14 protein-coding genes and 1 riboswitch are annotated in these 19,629 nt (G+C 69.9%); of the genes, 2 read left to right on the top strand and 12 right to left on the bottom strand.

What is annotated here, in order from left to right; all coding sequences use genetic code 11:
• Positions 1-8 precede the first annotated feature (8 nt).
• The 6 genes from ACWDR4_RS00070 to ACWDR4_RS00045 form a co-directional block, all read right to left on the bottom strand.
• Positions 9-410 (bottom strand): ATP-binding protein, encoded by a 402-nt coding sequence (locus ACWDR4_RS00070; RefSeq protein WP_450401830.1) that lies wholly within the window; start codon positions 408-410, stop codon positions 9-11.
• 46 nt (positions 411-456) lie between these two features.
• Positions 457-2,013, bottom strand: a complete 1,557-nt coding sequence (locus tag ACWDR4_RS00065) for an ABC transporter substrate-binding protein (RefSeq protein WP_450401827.1) — start codon at positions 2,011-2,013, stop codon at positions 457-459.
• 162 nt (positions 2,014-2,175) lie between these two features.
• Complete coding sequence (locus ACWDR4_RS00060) at positions 2,176-2,502, bottom strand: hypothetical protein (RefSeq protein ID WP_450401824.1); 327 nt, start codon at positions 2,500-2,502, stop codon at positions 2,176-2,178.
• Between the two features lie 105 nt (positions 2,503-2,607).
• The gene (locus tag ACWDR4_RS00055) at positions 2,608-8,733 is read right to left on the bottom strand and encodes a DNRLRE domain-containing protein (RefSeq protein ID WP_450401821.1); all 6,126 of its coding nucleotides are present in this window, start codon (positions 8,731-8,733) and stop codon (positions 2,608-2,610) included.
• 326 nt (positions 8,734-9,059) lie between these two features.
• Positions 9,060-10,322: a metallophosphoesterase gene (locus tag ACWDR4_RS00050; protein ID WP_450401818.1), complete on the bottom strand. Its 1,263-nt coding sequence runs from the start codon at positions 10,320-10,322 to the stop codon at positions 9,060-9,062.
• A 55-nt stretch (positions 10,323-10,377) separates the two neighbouring features.
• On the bottom strand, positions 10,378-10,620 hold the full coding sequence (locus ACWDR4_RS00045; RefSeq protein ID WP_239149644.1) for an SCO4848 family membrane protein: 243 nt from the start codon (positions 10,618-10,620) through the stop codon (positions 10,378-10,380).
• A gap of 181 nt (positions 10,621-10,801) precedes the next feature.
• Here ACWDR4_RS00045 and ACWDR4_RS00040 point away from each other — a divergent pair, with 181 nt between their 5' ends.
• The gene (locus ACWDR4_RS00040; RefSeq protein ID WP_450401815.1) at positions 10,802-12,085 is read left to right on the top strand and encodes a D-alanyl-D-alanine carboxypeptidase family protein; all 1,284 of its coding nucleotides are present in this window, start codon (positions 10,802-10,804) and stop codon (positions 12,083-12,085) included.
• 464 nt (positions 12,086-12,549) lie between these two features.
• On the opposite strand, the gene ACWDR4_RS00035 is transcribed toward ACWDR4_RS00040, so the two are convergent.
• The 6 genes from ACWDR4_RS00035 to ACWDR4_RS00010 form a co-directional block, all read right to left on the bottom strand.
• The gene (locus ACWDR4_RS00035) at positions 12,550-13,413 is read right to left on the bottom strand and encodes a YihY/virulence factor BrkB family protein (RefSeq protein ID WP_450401812.1); all 864 of its coding nucleotides are present in this window, start codon (positions 13,411-13,413) and stop codon (positions 12,550-12,552) included.
• Positions 13,414-13,454: 41 nt separating this feature from the next.
• Positions 13,455-14,033, bottom strand: a complete 579-nt coding sequence (locus tag ACWDR4_RS00030) for a 2'-5' RNA ligase family protein (RefSeq protein ID WP_450401809.1) — start codon at positions 14,031-14,033, stop codon at positions 13,455-13,457.
• Positions 14,034-14,238: 205 nt separating this feature from the next.
• The gene (gene trpS / locus ACWDR4_RS00025) at positions 14,239-15,252 is read right to left on the bottom strand and encodes a tryptophan--tRNA ligase (RefSeq protein WP_450401806.1); all 1,014 of its coding nucleotides are present in this window, start codon (positions 15,250-15,252) and stop codon (positions 14,239-14,241) included.
• A gap of 98 nt (positions 15,253-15,350) precedes the next feature.
• Positions 15,351-16,799 carry a glycine hydroxymethyltransferase gene (locus ACWDR4_RS00020; RefSeq protein WP_450401803.1) on the bottom strand — a complete coding sequence of 483 codons (1,449 nt, stop codon included), beginning with the start codon at positions 16,797-16,799 and terminating at the stop codon, positions 15,351-15,353.
• Positions 16,800-16,831: 32 nt separating this feature from the next.
• Positions 16,832-16,918: riboswitch (ZMP/ZTP riboswitch) on the bottom strand.
• 103 nt (positions 16,919-17,021) lie between these two features.
• Entirely contained in the window at positions 17,022-18,209 is a 1,188-nt protein-coding gene (locus ACWDR4_RS00015) for a glutathionylspermidine synthase family protein (protein WP_450401800.1), read from the bottom strand.
• 7 nt (positions 18,210-18,216) lie between these two features.
• Positions 18,217-18,579 (bottom strand): hypothetical protein, encoded by a 363-nt coding sequence (locus tag ACWDR4_RS00010; RefSeq protein ID WP_450401797.1) that lies wholly within the window; start codon positions 18,577-18,579, stop codon positions 18,217-18,219.
• Positions 18,580-18,706: 127 nt separating this feature from the next.
• On the opposite strand from ACWDR4_RS00010, the gene ACWDR4_RS00005 reads away from it, so the two are divergent.
• Positions 18,707-19,525, top strand: a complete 819-nt coding sequence (locus ACWDR4_RS00005; protein WP_450402486.1) for a hypothetical protein — start codon at positions 18,707-18,709, stop codon at positions 19,523-19,525.
• The last annotated feature ends 104 nt before the right edge of the window (positions 19,526-19,629 follow it).

Here is a 19,629-nt window from a genome sequence, read left to right as displayed (position 1 = left end):
GGGCGCTCCTAAGTCGACGACTTGACCAGTGCCCAGACCGTTTTGCCGTGTCGGCCTCTGTTCCATACTCCCCACGCCTCCGCCATGTTCTCCACCAAGTGGAGGCCCCTGCCGTGTTCCTCCCACTCGTCTACCTCTCGCAGGCGGGGTTCTGTTGGGTCCTCGTCGGAGACCTCTATGAGGCAGGAGCCGTCTGTCAGGGCCGTTATGGCTACCTCGAACTCGCGTTCCATTAAGGGGCCGTGGCGTACCGCGTTGGTTGCCAGTTCGGAGACCAGGAGGACGGTGTTCGTGAGGGTTGGGGCGTCGGGGGCGTGGCCCCAGGCGGTCAGGTGGTCGTGTGTCCGGCGGCGGGCCAGGGCTACGGATGCCGGGTGGCGGGGTAGTCGGAAGGAGTTGCGTCTCGACACGTCTGCTCCTCACGCCGCCCGCACCGTCTCCACACATGGTGCCGTGTCAGATCCAGCCGAGGCTCCAGAGCCGGAAGACCCCGGTCCCGTCCGAGAGGTACTGGCCGCCGCCGACGTCCTCGCTGCTGACGACGTACTCCTTGCGCTGCCACAGCGGGATGACGGGTACGTCCTGGGCGATCTGCTGCTGGAGTGAGCGGAAGTCCTGGGCGGCGCGGGTGCGGTCGGCGTACTTGCGGCTGTCCAGGATGAGTTGGTCCACCGTTTTGCTGCCGTACCCGTTCTTCATGCTGTTGCCGGTGCCGACGAGCGGGCCGGTGAAGGTGTCCGGGTCGGGGAAGTCGGCGACCCAGCCGACGGCGTAGGCGTCCAGTTTTCCGGCCGCGTACCGCTTCTGGTAGTCGGTCCACTCGTAGCCCTTGACGGTGACCTTGAACAGGCCGCCCGTCTCCAACTGCCGCTTGAGCAGGGCGGCTTCCTCGGCGGCGGCGCCGCGTCCCTCGGCGTAGCCGTAGGTGAGGCGGACCGGGAGTTCCACGCCGGCCTCGGTGAGCAGGGCGCGGGCCTGGGGGACGCTGGGCCGGGGGTAGGAGTCGAAGAACGACGTGGTGTGGCCGGTGATGCCCGCCGGGATCAGCGAGTAGAGGGGGTCGGCCGTGCCCTCGTACACCGTGCTGACGAGTTCCTCCCGGTTGACCAGCCAGGCCAGGGCGCGGCGGACCAGCGGGTCGTGGAGGGGTGAGTCGGCGCGGACGTTGAGGATCAGGTTGCGGGTCTCCGCGCTGTCGTCCTCGATGACCCGCTGGCCCGGGTCGCTGGGCGAGAGGCCGGCGAGGACCTTGGGCGGCAACTGGCGGGTGGCGACGTCGATGCGCTTGGCCTTCCAGGCCTTGTCGAGGGCCGCCGGGTCGGCGTAGTAGCGCAGGAGGACGGGCCGGCCGGTGCTCTTCACGGCGCCCTCGTAGCGGCCGTTGGGTTCGAGGACGGCCTGCTTCTCCTTCGTGTACGACTTCAGGACGTACAGTCCGGTGCCGTCGGCGCCGGTGTCGGTGCGCAGGCCGTTCTCCGGGTAGCGCTCGCGGTCGACGATCGAACCGGCCCCGCTGGCCACCTTGAACGGGAAGGTGGCGTCGGGCGAGTTGAGGTGGAAGGTGACCGTCAGGTCCTTCGCGTCGACCGAGCGGAGGGTGCCCAGGAGGGAGGCGGGGCCCACGTCCGAGTTGATGCGTTTGACGCGCTCGAAGGAGAACCTCACGTCGTCGGCGGTCATCTTCCGGCCGCTCGGGAAGGTGAGGTCGTCGCGCAGGACGCAGACGTACGTGCGCAGGCCGGAGCCCTTGAAGGCGCAGCTCTTCGCCGCGTCGGGGACGGGGGTGACCCCGCTGGGCTCGTAGGTCAGCAGTGTCTGGAAGACGTTGCTGAACAGGGCCCAGGAGCCGGCGTCGTAGGCGCCGGCCGGGTCGAGGGAGGTCACGGCGTCGGTGGTGCCGACGGTGATCGTCCTGCTGGTGTCCTCACGGTCCGGCATCAGCTGCCAGGCGACCGCTCCCGCGGCGGCCACGATGAGAAACGCCGCGAGAATCCGTATGCGTACCGAGCGCATCGGTGTGCCCTCCCCAGGACCCCTGCACAGGTCACTCCCCTGTGGTGTTGATCACCTAACCACAGGTGTTTCGGGTGGGGGAAGGGGCTTCTTGCGAGATGGGAAAGACGTTACCGACGGTCTGTTTCCGGCCGGTTTCCCAGCCGGGGGCGCCGGCCGCCGTCACAGCCGGACGGCGACAACTGCCGCTCCGGCGAGGGCACTTGCGACCAGCGCCGCCCACCAGCGCACATCCCGGAACGGTGTCTGGCGGGTACCGCTTCGGGACAGGCCCGCGAGGCGTTCGGCGGCGGGCGCGATGCCGAGCAGGACGTAGGCGCGGAGCGCTCCCTCGACCCAGCTCATGTCGGGGAACCCGTCGAACAGGACGACCGCCCAGGCACCCACGAGGACTCCCGCCTCGAACCACAGACTGTTGACGGCCTTGGTGGACCTGACCGCGACGAAGGCGAGCACCGCGAGCAGAGCGACGAACACGATCGAAATCACTGCGCACCCCTGGAAGTACGAGCCGGGCGAGGCGTTTCCGCCTCGCCCGGCGAGTTGACGTTCACTCAGATACCGCTGGTGTTACCTGGGTGGGTACCGCTGGTGTTACCTGCTCGGCTTGATGGTCATCCAGGGGTAGTAGAGCCAGCCCCAGGAGACCTTGATGCCGATGGTGATCTTCACCTTGGGCTTGGGCAGGGCCGCCGCCACGATCAGCGCCGTGCCGAAGGCCTTCACGCTCAGGCCGATCGCGCTCACCGCGGCGGCCAGGATGGCGGCGTAGCCGGACGGGACAAGAGTCGTGGCGAAGACCGTGAGCGAGGTTCCGCCCCTGCTCAGCGCCTTGCCGATCTTCTTGGCCTTCTTGTCCGTGAGCTTCTTCGACGCCTTCTTCCACCAGCGCTTGCCGTCGAGGTCGTGACCCGTGACCGGGTCGGCCGGGTAGCCGTAGTGGTTCGGCGACCCGTCCACGACGGTGTCGGTCTGCAGGAATCGACCCGTGGTGGCGTCGTAGAGCCGGGCGCCCATCAGGGTGTGGCCGCCGACCGTGCTCGTCGCGCGCTGGTGCACACCGAGCCAGCCGTAGGCCGTGGCGACCGTGCCGTCGAGTGCGTTGCCGTACTCGTCGAAGTGCTGGACGGTGCTGGCGACGGTGGTGTCCAGCGGCTGCTGGACGGTGATGTCGCCGTGGATGTTGGACAGTTGGAGCACCGTGGAGCCGCTCGCCGAGGTGGTGGCGACCAGGTCTCCGGACAGGTCACGGACGTTGCGGCTGACCGTGTCGCCCGTCTTGGCCCACGTGGAGCGGTCACCGTCGGCGCCGTAGTGGCTGGTCGTGGTGGCGCTGGTGGTCCAGGTGCCGTCGGTGGCCTGGGTCTGGGCGGTCTGGACGGCGAGGCGTCCGGCTCCGTCCAGGGTCCAGGTGTTGCGGCCGGTGCCGACGGTCTCGGAGGCGACCAGGTCGTTGGTGAAGTAGGCCAGGGTCGCGGTGCCGTTGGCGGTGGTGCGGCCGAACGCGTCGTACACGTAACCGGAGTTCACCAGACGGTCGGCGCTGTCGTAGGCGTACGACGTGGTGGCCGTGGTGGTGTCGTCGGTCGTGGTGCTGTCGCAGTCGTCCGAAGTGGCCGTCAGGGCCGTGCGGTTGCTGTTCGCGTCGAAGGTGTAGGCGCGGGTGACGCAGCCGCTCGCGGTGGTGTCGGCGGCCTTGGTGAGGCGGCCGGCACTGTCGTAGGTGTAGTCGGTCTCGGTGGTGGCGCCGTCCGTCTGGGTGTGGCCGGCCTGGCGGCCGGTGGCGGTGTAGCCGGCGCTGTCGGAGGCGAGGGTGGTGCCGTCCGAGGTGGTGTACTCACGGCCGGTCTCCTGGCCGGTCGGGTCGGTGGCGACGGTGAGGGTGTGGTCGCCGGGCAGGGTCTCGGAGGTGAGGGTGCCGTCGGCGTCGTAGGTGCCGGTGAAGGTGCCCGCGACCGAGTCGGTGAGCGTGGTGAGGGTGCCCGCGGTGCCGTAGGCGTAGGTGACGGTGGAGGGGGCCGAGTCGGTGGTCCTCACCGGCCGGTCCAGGAGGTCGTACGAGGTGGTGCTGGTGTTGCCCGCGCCGTCCGCGTAGGTGAGCTGACGTCCGAGCGAGTCGTAGCCGTACGAGATCGTCTGGCTGTTGGCGGTCTGGGTGGCGATCCGCCCGTTGGCCGTGTTGTAGGTGAAGGTGGTGGCGGGGGTGGCCGTGCCCGTGCCGCCGGTGACGGCGATGCCGGTCAGGCGGCCCGCGGTGTCGACCGTGTTGGTGGTCGTGCGGGTCACGCTGTTGGCGGTCTCCGCCTTGGTGGCGATCTGGCCCCAGCGGTCGTAGGTGTAGACGGTGGTGACCGCGGTGGTGGGGTTGGTGCCGCCACCGGTGATCGCCGCCGCCGGAGCCGTCCTGCAGAGCAGTCCGGCGAAGATCGCCGAGGAGCAGGTGCCCGTGGCGTCCGCGCTGTAGTAGGTGTACGCCAGCGTGCCCGCGTCCGAGCCGGACGAGGCGGCGGTGCGGGTGGTGGCCACCCGGCCCGCGCTGTCGTACGTCGTGACCACGGCCGAGGCGTTGCCGCCCGAGACCGCCTTCTCCTCGCCGGTGGTCCAGTCGTAGGTGGTGGTGGTCGTGCTGGTGTCGGCGTCGGTGGCGTAGCCGGGGACCGCCGCGCCCGTCACCGCGGAGGTGACCAGGCCGGAGACGGCCGCGCCGCTGGTCCGGTTCTCGTCGTAGGTGTACGAGGTGTGCGTACGGGCCGGGATCACCGTGCCCGCCGCGAGCGTGGACTCGGCGGTGGAGCCGGTGAGTTCCGCGGCGAGGGTGACCTCGTGCAGCGGGCCGTACTCGTCGGTGAGCTGCTTGCCGTCCGCCGAGTACTCCGAGACCGTGGCCAGTTGCTGGGCGCGGTCCGCGGTGGACAGGCCGGTCAGACCGAGCCCGGCCAGCTCGTCGGCCGCGCCGGTGGCGGTGCCGAGCGCCAACTCACGGTTGACGGCGGTGAGTTCGGCGACGGTGTTGCCGTAGTCGTCGTACTCGGTCGTGGTGATCGAGCCGCCGGGACCAGCGGTGTTGGTCTCCTCACCGTTGGCGTTGACGTACGTGACGGTCGCCCGCGAGTACGCGGTCGACGTGAGGTCCCCGCCCGTGCTGGACGACGGGACCGAGTCCGCCGGGAAGACCGCGGTGGCGTCGGTGGGTGCCTCGTCCTGCGCCCAGGTCGCCGTGGTGGTGGCGTCCATCTGGTGCGGGGCGGTGGTGCCGGAGAGCGGGACGTCGTAGACGACGGTGGTGGCCGCCGTACCGGACGTGGTGCTCGCGGAACCCTCGGCCAGACCGGCGCGGGAGGCCTTGAGCAGCATGCCCGTACCCGACGTCAGCGCGGAGCCGGCCGTGCCGTAGGTGAGCGTCCAGGGGAGTTCACCGGGCTGGGTGTACGTGGCGATCCGGCCGTCGGTGTCGTAGGTGTACTCGGTCTTCAGCGCGGGGCTGATCCGGGGGTCCCACACCTGACGCAGCTGGCCCGAGGTGTTGTACGCGTACGACGAGACGGTCTCGGCGGTCGCGGCGGAGGCGCCGGGGACGGTGGTCCACAGCTTCACCGACTTGACCTGGCCCGTGTAGTCGCCGAGCGCGCTGGACGTGGCGGTGGTGGCCGTCGCGTAGACGTACTCCAGGACCCGGCAGCCCTTGGTGGCCGGGGTCGCCTGGCAGGTCGCCGCCGTGACCGCGCCGGTCGGCGAGATCACGTACTTCGGACGGGCCTGTGTCTCGGTGCCGACCGTGACGGTCTCCGAGGCGACGGTGACGGTGGTGTTGTCGGACGCCGACGCCGACGAGGACAGCGTCCAGGTCGTCGCGGCGGTCGCCGCCTTGGCGAACACCGTGGTGTTGCCGTCGGTGTCGGTCAGCGTGAACGAGGTCCCGCTGAGCGTGCCCGTCAGGGTCAGGAACTCGGACCCGGCCTGCGGCGCCCAGCCGCCGGTGCTGGTCGCGGTGAACGCGACGGCGCCACCGTCCGCGTTGAGCAGTTCCACGGACGTGCTCGACGTCTTGCGGACCTGCGTGTACGCGCTGCCGAAGGTGTCGATCAGCGAGGTCCAGCCGGGACCGTAGATCTGCGCCTGGCCCTCGGTGTCGGTGCTGTTGGCACGCGAGGAGTAGGTGCGGTCCGCGCTCGCCTCGAACGCGAGGGCGTCCGTGGCCGACAGCGTGAAGTCACCGGTCAGCTGGTTGAGTTGGCCCGGACCCACCTGGGCGGCGGGCGCGTTACCGGCATCACGGTCGAGCGTGACGTCGACGGTCTGCGAGTACCCGGTGGTCGTGCCGTCGGTGAAGGCGGCACGCAGCTGGATGACACCGTCCTCGGCGAGCGAGGAGACCGTGTTCCAGACCAGCCTGGTGGCGGTGCCGCTGGTGACGGCGACCGGCCAGGCGGAGACGGCGGAACCGGAGGCGGTGACGTCGCCCACGGCCACGGTGTGCCAGGAGTCGGTCTCGCCGCGCCGGTACTGCCAGGTGGCACCCGTGTAGGAGGTGAGCCCCTTGGCGGACAGGGTCACCCGGCGGGCGGTGGTGTCACCGTCGGCCGGGGAGAGGATGGCGGCACCGTCGGCGCCGACACCGAAGCTGTAGGCGGTGGTTGCCGTCGACAGGTTGCCGCCGGAGTCGATGGTCCGCGCGTACAGCGTGTGCCAGCCGTTGGCCGGGTCGATGCTGATGGTCTGGGAGTCGCCGCCGGTGCCGTTGGTGGTGTCGAGCTTCTCGTTCGGGAGCGACGAGTCGTCCAGGCCCCACTGGTAGCCGGCGCCGTCCGTGGAGGAGGTGTCGAGCGTGCAGGACACGGCGGCGGAGGCCTTGGCGGTCCAGCCGTTCTCCGGGTACGTGTCACACGTGACCGTCGGCGCGACCGGCTTGGCCGTGTTCAGCACGAACGTCGTGTAGCCGGTCCAGGAGCCGTAGTCGGTCCCGTCGTACGCCCGCACGCGGTAGCGCAGATGCGAACCGGACGGGAAGGAGCTGGCCGAGGGGATCGACAGCGCCGCCAGCCCGCCGGAGGCCACCGCGAGGGAGGAACCGGTGTACGTGTACGTGGTGTCCGCGTAGGTGGGGTCCGGGGTGACCTCGAACTGCGCCCGGGTCTTCGACCCGTCCGGGTCGGTCACCCGCGCCCACAGCAGCGGGGTCAGCGAGGTCACGTACCGCTTGCCGTTGTAGTCGTTGACCTGCGACGGCGAGATGCTCGCCCAACTGGGCGTCTTCGGATACGAGTTGTACGTCACGGTGAGGTGGGGCTCGGTGGAGCCGTCGCCGGAGACGTAGTTGGCGGAACGGTAGCGGCGCCAGGTGGTGGAGTCGGTCTCCGAACCGCCCGCGATCCGCACCCCGTAGTTCGACGAACCGTCCGCCCAGGCCTGCACGATGGCGTCGACGTCGAAGTTGACCGTGCCGGCCGGGCAGGAGTCGCTGTAGCCCTTGGCCGCCGTGCTCGTGACCGCACCGGTCGTCGTAGTGGCGGGCTGATCGCCCCAGGTGATCGCCGAGGACGTCCAGGACCCCGTGATCCGCCGCACCTGCGTACCCGCACCCGACGTGTCGCACGTCGAGGACCAGTACGAGTACAGGGCGAGGTTGGTGTCGGTGATGTGCTTGCCCTTGAAGGCGGCGACATCGAACTTCAGGTACGAGCGGGCTTTCGTCGTCCCCGCGTCGTACGTCCCCGACTTCAGCTCGTCCGAGGAGACCTGGGAGTCGGTGTAGTTGGTGGCGACCCAGGTGTCCGTGGACACGGCGAGAGTGCTGGTCGGGTCGACCGTGACCGGGTACGTCAGCTTGTTCTCGGTGAAGTAACCGGCGTCCGGGGTGAGGACGAGGGTCTGCGACCCGTCCTCGGCCGTCTCGACCTTCGTTTCGACGCGGGCCTGGTACTTCGACTCGCCGGACTTACGGTCCTTGGAGGAGTCCCACATCATCGGCGCGGGCGCCTCGGCGACCAGCTTCCCGGCCGAGTCCTTCAGCAGCAGGTGCCCGGATTCGGCCACCGACAGCTCAAGTCCCTTGAGCCGCATCGGGATCCGGTACTCCAGCGGACCCTCGGGCGCCTTGTCCAGGACCACGTTCTGACTGAAGCCCTGCGACAGCGCGGTGACTGTCAGGGTCTCACCGTCACCGAGGTCGTAGGAGGCGGTGTCGTCCTTCACCGACGGCGTCGGGAGCTTCGACTCCCAGCCCATCCCGAACGACCGCGCACCCTTCGTCACCGACGCGAGCGCGGTGTCCCCGCCGTCGGAGACGGAGATGTCCGCCGCCGCGACCTCCGGCTCCAGCGCAGCACCCCCGTCGGACAGGGCAGTGTCGATGTTGCGCCAGACTCCGTCCACCTGCTGGCGGATCGGCGCCGCGTACGTCGACGTCTGCATCTGCCCGTTCGGCAGCGCGTACGTCGTCGAACCGGCCGAACGCTCCGACAGCACCTCGATCTTCCGGCCCTGCGTACGGGCCATCAGCAGTGCAGCGGCAGCCGAATCCGCCGACGACGCACCCGACTTGGCCGACTTCACGGCCGTCGACGTCACCTGCGACGCGGTGGCGGAGTCCGTGGCGGCGAAGGCCTGCCCGGTCCCCAGCGACACCAGCGCCGTCTCGGCCGCCAGCACGGCGGCGACGGCGAGCGCGGTACGTCTTGGCGATATGCCTACGGCTCTCGCCCTACCCCGTTTGATTCTCAAGAACGACTCCTGTGATCACGCCATGACGCCTGGTGCGCCATGAACGGACGTGATCCAAGCAGGAGTTCGTGAAGGAACTTCCACTGTTCCCTCAGATGTCGCTCACGGTTACCCTCAGATCTCCCTCAAGACACTTGACTGGAAATCGATCACTGAGTTTCGGCCACGCGGAAGATTCCACTCCCCTGTGCCGTGCCTGTGGATCGATCAAGGCGAATGGGACAGCTGGGCGCCAACTCCCGCCACCGCGCGCCGGATTGACAGACCGCCACCGGGGTTCCATCCACCCGGATTATTTACCGATCCGTGACCTTCACTGACGGTGATCAGGCCTGCGCGGACGCCAGTTCCACCACGGTGATGTCCGACGGCGCACCCACCCGGGTCGGCGGACCCCACGCCCCGGCGCCCCGAGAGACGTACAACTGCGTGTCCCCGTACCGCTCCAGGCCCGCGAGGGTGGGGTTGGCGAGGTCGGCGATGATGTTGCCGGGCCACAGCTGGCCGCCGTGGGTGTGGCCGGAGAGCTGGAGGTCGACGCCGTGCTCGACGGCGTCGTGGATCTGCACCGGCTGGTGGGCCAGCAGCACGCTCGCCCGTGAGGTGTCCCGGTCGCCGAGCGCCTTGGCGAAGTCGGGGCCCTGCCCCTCGCTCTCACCGGCCACGTCGTTGACCCCGGCGAGGTCGAAGGCGGGCAGCTCGACACGGGCGTTCTCCAACGGGCGCAGGCCTAGCCGCCGTACCTCCTCGACCCACTCCTCGGCGCCGGAGAAGTACTCGTGGTTCCCGGTCACGAAGAACGCCCCGTGGCGCGCCCGGAGTTGGGCGAGGGGGGCGGCTGCCGGGCCGAGGTCCTTCACACTGCCGTCGACCAGGTCGCCGACGACCGCGATCAGATCGGGCTGCGTGGAGTTGATCGTGTCGACGACCTTCTGCGCGAACCCCCGGCCGAGGACGGGCCCGAGGTGGATGTCGCTGACGACGGCGATCCTGAACCCGTGGGCCCCGCGCGGGAGTTTGGCCAGCGGTACGGTTACGCGCTTCACGCGGGGGCCGCGTACGACGCCGTAGGTGCCGTATCCGACGGTCCCGACGGCGGTCGCGGCGGCGGCACCGGCCACGACCCGGGAGACGAAGAGACGGCGGGAGGGGGCGGCGAGGAGGCGGGGGCCGGTGCTCGGGTCGGGGGCCGGGTTCGGGCTCTCGGGCACGCCCGGCGGTACGGTCTCCGACTTCCGGAGCGGTACGGGCGGCGCTGCGGGTGCCTCGGCCGGGCGGCGCCGTTCCAGGAACCGTCGCAGCAGTGGCCGTACGGCCTCGCCCGCGATCAGGGCCAGCCCCAGGTAGATGAACAGGGCCAGCCACAGGAAGCCGGGCCAGGCCAGCGTGCGCTGGAGCCAGAAGGGCGCGCCGCCGCGCTCGGCGACGAAGGCCCCGATCATCAGGACCGGCCAGGCGACGAACGCAGCCGTGCCGACACGGCGGGCGAGGCCGGGGCCCGCGGTCGTGTCGCGCACCAGACGGCGCCAGACGTACCAGTGCAGGCCGACCAGGGCGGCGAGCACGACGAGCAGGAAAACGATGACCATGCGGGGGTGTCTCCCGTTGTTCCCGTTGTGAGGTCCGGCGTTGCGAGATCGGGTCTTATGAGGTCTGGCGCAAAGCGCGCAGTCCGCGCAACCCGATGCCTCCGACGATCGTCCCCAATACGAAGGAGACGACCGCCAGCACCAGATGCACCCAGAAGTACGCCGTCGGAGTGCCCGCGTCGTCGAACGCGAGCCCGCTGCCGTCCTTGACCAGATTCTTGATGAAAGTGACCCAGATGACCCAGCTCCACACCCCGAAGGCGAGCAGGAACCAGGAGACGGGGCGGCTGAGTTTCACAAAAAAGGGCCTTTCATCACTACACCGGTCAACTCAGTCCGACCGAGTCGGCCGGGGGTCCGGGGGTTGTCCCCCGGATGAGCACAGCATGCGTCCAGTATCGCCGCCGGGTGCTGGGTCCCTCGGCCGGGGTGGGGAGGGCGGTACGACATCCAGGGGTACTACATGTACGTTCTCGATCGTGTCCGCCTCCAAAAAGACCGCCAAGCGCTCCTTGCTGGTCACCTCCGCCGCCCTGCTGTCCGCCGCGCTGACCACGCCCGCACCGGCGTTCGCGGCCCCCAAGCCGACGCCGAGTGCCACGCCGTCGGCGACTCCCCCGGCGAACATGTCGACCGTGGGCGGGGAGCGGCTCGGGGAGGCCGGGACGCAGGTGAACCTCTCCGACGGGGTGCCGGTGATCCCCAAGGACATCAGCGCCCGCTCGTGGATCGTCTCGGACGCCGAGTCCGGTGACGTCCTCGCCTCGCACAACGCCCACTGGCGGCTGCCCCCGGCGAGCACGCTGAAGATGCTGTTCGCCGACACCGTGCTGCCGAAGTTCCCGAAGACGATGGAGCACAAGGTGACCTCCGCCGAGCTGGCGGACGTCGGCGCCGGGTCCAGCATGGTCGGCATAAAGGAGAAGGAGACGTACACGGTCCACGACCTGTGGCTCGGCGTCTTCCTGCGCTCCGGCAACGACGCGGTGCACGTGCTGTCCCACATGAACGGTGGCGTCGCGGCCACGGTCAAGGAGATGAACGAGCACGCGGAGGAACTCCAGGCCCTCGACACGAACGTCGTGAGCCCCGACGGCTACGACGAGCGGGGGCAGGTGTCGTCCGCGTACGACCTCACACTCTTCGCGCGGTCCGGGCTGCAGAAGAAGGACTTCCGTGAGTACTGCTCGACGGTGACGGCCAAGTTCCCGGGCGAGACGAAGAAGAACAAGCAGGGCAAGACGGTGCGCGGGACCTTCGAGATCCAGAACACCAACCGGCTGCTGGCCGGCGACTCCGACGTCTCGGTCTACCAGGGCATCGCGGGGGTGAAGAACGGCAACACCACGAACGCGGGGGCGACCTTCACGGGGGTCGCCGAGAGGGGCGGCAAGGTGTTGCTGGTCACGGTCATGAACCCGTCGGAGGAGGAGCACAACGAGGTCTACAAGGAGACCGCGCGGCTGCTCGACTGGGGGTTCAAGGCGTCCGGGAAGGTGCAGCCGGTGGGCGAGTTGGTGGCTCCCCAGGGTGCGGCGGGGTCGAGCCCGCAGCCCGGCTCGACCGACGGTGACGCCGGCTCCGGTGAGGCCGGAGGGGGCTCCGGTGACGGTTCGGCGTCGCCGGTGGCGAACGCGTCGGCGGGGGCCGGGGCGGACGGGGGTGGGATCGGGGTCGCGCTGGGGATCACCGGGGGTGTGGTGGTGCTGTTGGCGGGGGGCGCGTTTCTGATCAACCGGCGTTGGCCGTTGCGGCGGCGGTGAGGTCGGATGCGGTTGGGGGTGTTTCTCGCCCCCGCCGCCCCTACCCGTCCCATCCCTGGGGGCTGCGCCCCCAGACCCCCGCTATCGGCCTGAACGGCCTCGTCCTCAAACGCCGGACGGGCTGGAATACCCCGGCCGGCGCTGAAGAGGCACCGCCCGTACTGCGGAAGCAGCGGGGGCGGATGGGCGGGGAAAAAGGGTGGGCTGAGCGCGCTCGTCCTCGAACGCCGGACTGGGCTTGATCTTCAGCACCGGCCGGCACCCTCCAGCCCGTCCGGCGTTTGAGGACGAGCGCGTTCAGCGCGAGCCTTTCCCACCCACCCCGCCGCACTTCACCACCGGCCTGGGCATCTCAGCCCGTCCGGCGTTTGAGGACGAGGCCCGTTCAGGGCCGTAGCGGGGGTTCGGGGGCGCAGCCCCCGAGGATGGGAACGGGTAGGGGCGGCGGGGGCGAAGAAACCCTCTCAAGCGCTCGGCGTCTTGGCCGGTTCCGTCGACGTCCATGCCGCGCAGAACAGGACAAGTTTTGATGTGAAGTTGATCCACAGCAACAGGGCGACCGGGACGCCGAACGCGCCGTACATGCTCTTCGCCGCCACGTCCTGCATATAGCTGCTCAGCAGCAGCTTCAGCAGCTCGAAACCCGCCGCTCCGATCACCCCCGCCACGATCAGCCGGCGCCGGCTCGGCTCCACACCCGGCAGCAGAGTCAGGACGTACAGGAGCAGCAGGAAGTCGGCGAGCACGGCGACGCCGAACGCGGCGGCACGCAGCAGCACCGCGCCCCAGCCCTCCTCGTCGATGCCCAGCCCGCGCGCGGCCCAGCCGACCGCCGCCGAGGCCACGGTGGACGCGGCGATCGTGACGAGCACGGCGCCGCCGAGTCCCACCAGTACCCCGGTGTCCTTCACCTTGCGCAGAACCGGGTTCCCCTCGTCCTCGGGCAGCTCCCACACCGCCCGCAGACACTCCCGCATCGAGCCGACCCACCCGATCCCCGTGAACAACAGCACCGCACCCGCGATCACCCCGATCGTGCCCGCGTTCTGGACCAGACCCTCGATGTTCAGTTGCTCGGAGATGCCGGGCACCTGCTCGGCGATCTTGTCCTCCAGCTCGTTCTGCCGCGCCGTGCTGAGCGTCGCGGCGGCGATCGCGGCGGCCACGGTGAGCAGCGGGAACAGTGCCACGAAGCTGATGAAGGTCATCGCCGCCGCCAGCCGCGTCCACTTCACGCGGTCGAGTCGCTCGTACGACCGCCACGCGTGCGTGGCCATCAGGCGGACGACGATCGGTCCGACGCCGGGGAGCTTTTTCAGCCAGTCCATAGTGACCTTGTACCCCGGAAACGCCTGTCCGTGTGGCGGTTCTACCTGGTCGGAAGGGTGCCGCGCTCCGCATGGGCCGCCTGCGGCGGTACGACGGTCCCGCCGAACGTGAACTCGCGCAGCTTGCGCCACACCGCGTCGGCGCCCTGCTCGTAGAGCGCGAAGCCGGTGCAGGGCCAGTCGGCCTCGTAGTCGGCGAGTTCCGCGAAGGCGCGGTCCATCGCCTCCTCGGCGATGCTGTGCGCGACCGTCACATGCGGGTGGTACGGGAACTGGAGTTCGCGCGCCACCGGACCGGAGGCGTCACGGACCTGCTTCTGCAGCCAGGTGCAGACCTCCGCGCCCTCGACGATCTGGACGAACACGACGGGCGACACCGGCCGGAAGGTGCCGGTACCGGAGAGCCGCAGCGGGAAGGGGCGGCCGGCGGCGGCCACCTCCACGAGGTGCGTCTCGATGGCGGGCAGGGCCGCCGAGTCGACTTCCGTGGGCGGCAACAGGGTGACGTGGGTGGGGATGCCGTGAGCAGCGGCGTCGCCGAAGCCCGCACGCCGCTCCTGGAGCAGGCTGCCGTGAGGCTCCGGGACCGCGATCGACACACCGATCGTTACGGTCCCCACGTCGTCTCCTGTTCGTCGTCTCGGTTTCGTGGTCGCGGTGTTGCTCGTACTGGTGTCGCTCGTACCGGTCGGCTATCGACTGTACGGGCAGGGCGGGTCTGCGGGCAGGCGCAGTCGTAGTGATGTGCAGCGCTCTGGTGCCACGGTGTGCGCCCTGCGGTGGTGCGGGTGCGGATAGGGGTAGCGGGTGCCGGTACGGGCAGTGCTAGTGCTTCGCCGGGAGGAAGCCGACCCGCTCGTACGCCTGGGAGAGCGTCTCCGCGGCGACGGCCCGTGCCTTCTCCGCGCCCTTGGCGAGGATCGAGTCGAGTGTCTCCGGGTCGTCCAGATACTGCTGGGTGCGCTCCCGGAACGGCGTCACGAAGTCGACCACGATCTCGGCGAGGTCCACCTTGAGCGCACCGTAGCCCTTACCGTCGTATTTCTGCTCCAGTTCGGCGATGTCCGTGCCCGTGAGGGTCGAGTAGATGCCGAGCAGGTTGCTGATGCCGGGCTTCTCGGCGGGGTCGAAGCGGATCACGGTGTCCGTGTCCGTGACCGCGCTCTTGACCTTCTTCGCGGTGGCCTTCGGGTCGTCGAGGAGGTTGATGAGGCCCTTGGGCGTCGACGCCGACTTGCTCATCTTGATCGACGGGTCCTGAAGGTCGTAGATCTTCGCCGTCTCCTTCAGGATGTACGGCTTCGGGATCGTGAAGGTCGCGCCGAACCGGCCGTTGAAGCGCTCGGCGAGGTCGCGGGTCAGCTCGATGTGCTGGCGCTGGTCCTCGCCGACGGGGACCTCGTTGGCCTGGTAGAGCAGGATGTCCGCGACCTGGAGGATCGGGTACGTGAACAGGCCGACGCTCGCGCTCTCGGCGCCCTGTCTGGCGGACTTGTCCTTGAACTGCGTCATACGGCCGGCCTCGCCGAAGCCGGTGAGGCAGTTCATGACCCAGGCGAGCTGGGCGTGCTCGGGGACGTGGCTCTGGACGAACAGCGTGCAGCGCTCGGGGTCGAGGCCGGCGGCGAGGAGCTGGGCGGTGGCGAGGCGGGTGTTGGCGCGCAGGTCGGCCGGGTTCTGCGGGACCGTGATCGCGTGCAGGTCGACGACCATGTAGAAGGCGTCGTGGGTCTCCTGGAGGGCGACCCACTGGCGGACGGCGCCGAGGTAGTTGCCGAGGTGGAACGAGCCGGAGGTGGGCTGGATTCCGGAGAGCACGCGGGGACGATCTGAGGCCATGTTTTCATTGTCTCAGAGGTGTGGGGTGGTTTCGGTACGCGGGGAGCTGCGGGCCATCTGTGGCTGGTCGCGCAGTTCCCCGCGCCCCTAAAAGCAGCTCAGCCCAGGTCGATTTCCGGGTACAGGGGGAAGCCCGCCACCAGGTCGGTCGCCCTGTGGGAGATCTCGTCGGAGATCTTGGTGTCCAGGACGTGGGAGGCCTTGCTCGGCGCGCCGGACTTGGTCGTGCCCGGTTCCGTCGCCGTCAGGACTCGGTCGATCAAGGACGCCACCTCGTCCATCTCCGCCGTACCCAGGCCCCGTGTCGTCAGTGCGGGGGTGCCGATGCGGATGCCCGATGTGTACCAGGCGCCGTTCGGGTCGGACGGGATGGCGTTGCGGTTGGTGACGATGCCCGAGTCGAGGAGGGCGGTCTCGGCCTGGCGGCCGGTGAGGCCGTAGGAGGAGGCGACGTCGATCAGGTTGAGGTGGTTGTCGGTGCCGCCGGTGACGAGGGTGGCGCCCCGGCTCATCAGGCCCTCGGCGAGCGCGCGGGCGTTGTCGACGATGCGCTGGGCGTAGTCCTGGAAGGCGGGCTGCCTGGCCTCCGCCAGAGCCACCGCCTTAGCCGCCATCACGTGCGGGAGCGGGCCGCCGAGGACCATCGGGCAGCCCCGGTCGACCTGGTCCTTGAGGGAGTCGTCGCACAGGACCATGCCGCCGCGCGGGCCGCGCAGGGACTTGTGCGTGGTGGTCGTCACGATCTGGGCGTGCGGGACCGGGTCGAAGTCGCCGGTCAGAACCTTGCCCGCGACCAGGCCGGCGAAGTGGGCCATGTCGACCATCAGCGTGGCGCCGACCTCGTCGGCGATCTCGCGCATGATCCGGAAGTTCACCAGCCGGGGGTACGCGGAGTAGCCCGCCACGATGATCAGCGGCTTGAAGTCGCGGGCCGTGGCGCGCAGGGCCTCGTAGTCGATCAGGCCGGTCGCCGGGTCCGTGCCGTACGAGCGCTGGTCGAACATCTTGCCGGAGATGTTGGGGCGGAAGCCGTGGGTGAGGTGGCCGCCGGCGTCCAGGGACATACCGAGCATGCGCTGGTTGCCGAAGGCCCGGCGCAGCTCGGCCCAGTCGGCGTCGGAGAGGTCGTTGATCTGGCGGACGCCGGTCTTCTCCAGGAAGGGCGCCTCGACGCGGTCGGCGAGGACGGCCCAGAAGGCGACGAGGTTGGCGTCGATGCCGGAGTGCGGCTGGACGTAGGCGTGCCGGGCGCCGAAGAGTTCGCGGGCGTGCTCGGCGGCGAGGGACTCGACGGTGTCGACGTTGCGGCAGCCGGCGTAGAAGCGGCGGCCGACGGTGCCCTCGGCGTACTTGTCGCTGAACCAGTTGCCCATCGCGAGGAGGGTGGCCGGGGAGGCGTAGTTCTCGGAGGCGATCAGCTTGAGCATCTCGCGCTGGTCGTGGACCTCCTGGCCGATGGCGTCGGCGACGCGCGGCTCGACGGCGCGGATCACGTCGAGGGCGGCGCGGAAGGCGGTGGATTCGTTGGAGAGGGGCTCAGGTGACATGGGACCTCCGGACGTGGCGTTCTCGGCGTTCACGGCTCGGCCCAGGCGCACGGCACTCACTTACGGAGCCGCTCCCCGATGGTCGGTCCCATCCCAGCGCGCCAGTCACGGCCCGCCGGTCACCTTACCGGGCACACCGGACACCGGGGTCCCGCGTCCACCATCCGAGCGAGGCGAGCTGCCCCACCCGGCGACCGCCCCGGTGACCGGCTCAGCCACTGACTAGAGGATCACGTGGGGCAGGAAGCGGGCGTACTCGTCGGTGATCAGGCCGGAGGACTCCCGGATGCCCAGCCCCGCCGACTCGTTCTCCACGACCCACGCGCCCAGCACGACCCGGTTGCCGTCGAAGTCGGGCAGAGGGGCCAACTCCTGGTAGCAGCAGGGCTCTTCGCGTACGACGGGTGCGGCGCCCTTCTCGTGGACGGTGACGCCCGCGCCCTCCCGGCCCAGGAGCGGCTTGGTCACGTAGCCGGTCGTGTGCGCCAGTTCCCGTGGGCCGTCCAGGTAGGCGGGGAGGAGGTTCGGGTGGCCGGGGTACAGCTCCCAGAGGATCGCGAGCAGCGCCTTGTTGCTGAGGAGCATCTTCCAGGCGGGCTCGATCCACAGCGTCGTACCCGTGCCGCCGCCGTTGTCCAGGGTGTCGAGGACGTGACCGGCGAACTCGTCGGTGGTGAGCCACTCCCAGGGGTACAGCTTGAAGCAGCTGCGGATGAACCGGAGTTGGTTGTCGACGAAGCGGCCGGAGAGCGGGTCCCAGCCGATCTCCTCGATGGCGAGCCAGTCGGTGTCGAGGCCCGCCTGTTCCGCGGTCTCCTTCAGATACGCGACGGTCATCAGGTCCTCGCCGAGTTCGTCGGCGGCGGAGTGCGCGAAGTGGAGGGGGCTGCCGGGCGGGAGGAGGGCGGCCTGCTTCTGCCAGGCGGCGACCAGGCGTTCGTGGAGGGAGTTCCACTGGTCGGCGCCCGGGAAGCGGTCCTCCATCCAGAACCACTGGGGGGAGGCCGCCTCGACCAGGGAGGTGGGGGTGTCGGCGTTGTACTCGAGGAGCTTCGCGGGGCCCGCGCCGCCGTCGTGGCGGAGGTCGAAACGGCCGTAGACGGACGGGAGTTCGGCGCGGCGGTGCCAGGCCTCGGCGACCGCTGCCACGATGTGCGGGTCGGTGATGCCCAGGTCGGCGAAGCGGTTCACGGTGACGATGTGGTCGGCGGCGGCGAGACACATGCCGTGGAGTTCCTCGACGACCTCCTCCAGCGCCTCCACCTCGGGGAGCGAGAAGACGTAGTACGCGCTCTCGTCCCAGTAGGGGCGCAGGGTGTCGTCGGGGTGGCGGGTGAGCGGGTAGATGAGGCCCTGCTCCTCGACGGTTCGCTGCCAGTCGGGGCGGGGCTCGATCGTGCGGCGTTGCATGTCGGGCTCAGCCGCCCGAGCTGCTGTCGCCGCCGCCGAGGCCGCCGCGGTGTACGCCGGTGCCGGAACCGCCGTCGCTCGAACTGCCGCTGCTCTTGCCGGACTTGGTGAAGGAGCCGCCCTTGACCCAGCCGGACTTCTTCTTGCCGCCGTAGTAGTGGGCGCCGTTGACGCTCGTGACGGTCTTGCAGTTCTTCTCGGCGACGACCTTGTAGCCCTTGGCGGCGTTGTAGCTGTCGCGGTCGACGCAGCGCTTGTCGGGGTCGTCGGAGGAGCAGGCGGTGAGGGCGGCGGCGAGCAGGCCCATGCCTCCCAGTACGACGGTGCCTGAGCGGAGTTGTCTGCGTGACTGTCTGCCGGTGTCGGCCATATTCGTGTCTCCCCGTTGGTGTTACGCCCGTTCTGAAGTTCGCTCAGCTTAAAGATCGTCCAAGGACGGGTGTACCCCTACCCCCCTGTACCTCCCGTCCACCTAGAGTCACTTTGTGCTCTTTGGAATGGTGTGCGCGCTCGGCGCGGCGGTCTGCTTCGGTACGGCGACGGTGTTGCAGGCGATGGCCGCGCGGGCGGCGGCCGATGCCCCTGGCCGAGGTGGCGAAGCCGCGCTGCTGCTGCGCGCCGTGCGGCAGTGGCGGTACATCGCCGGACTGGCCCTGGACGGGCTCGGCTTCGTCTTCCAGGTCGCCGCGCTGCGGTCCGTTCCGATCTACGCCGTCGGCGCGGCGTTGGCCGCGAGTCTCGCCGTCACCGCGGTGGTCGCCGCCCGGTTGCTGCGGGTGCGGCTGAGCGGGGTGGAGTGGGCCGCGGTCGGGGTGGTGTGCGCGGGGCTGGGGATGCTGGGGCTCGCCTCGGGGACGGAGGGGGAGCGGGCGGGGTCGGACGCGCTGAGGTACGCGATGCTCGCGACCGCCGTGGGTGTGCTGGTGCTGGGGTTGCTGGGCGGGCGGTTGCCGGAGCGGGGACCGGGGCTGGTGCTCGGGTTGGGGGCGGGGTTCGGGTTCGGGGTGGTCGAGGTGTCGGTGCGGCTCATCGATGAGGTGTCGGTGGGGGCGCTGGTGGGGAACGCGGCGACGTATGCGCTGGTGGTGGGGGGTGGGGCGGCGTTTCTGGCGTTGACGTCGGGGTTGCAGCGGGGGGCTGTGACCGTGCCGACGGCGGGGATGGTGATCGGGGAGACGATCGGGCCGGCGGTGATCGGGGTGGTGTGGCTGGGGGATCGCACGCGGGAGGGGTTGGGGTGGCTGGCGGTGGTGGGGTTCGGGGTCGCGGTGGCAGGCGCGCTGACGCTGGCCCGGTTCGGCGAGGCCCCGGACTGATCTCGCCCCCGCCGCCCCCGAACCCCCGTATCGCGCTGAACGCGCTCGTCCTCAAACGCCGGGCGGGGGGGGGGGGGTGGGCCCCGCCGGGGGTGGGGGAGATG

Source organism: Streptomyces sp. NPDC000878 (genome assembly GCF_053599695.1).
The sequence above is the reverse complement of the archived record's forward strand: the minus strand, read 5'-3'. Positions and strand labels throughout refer to the sequence as shown.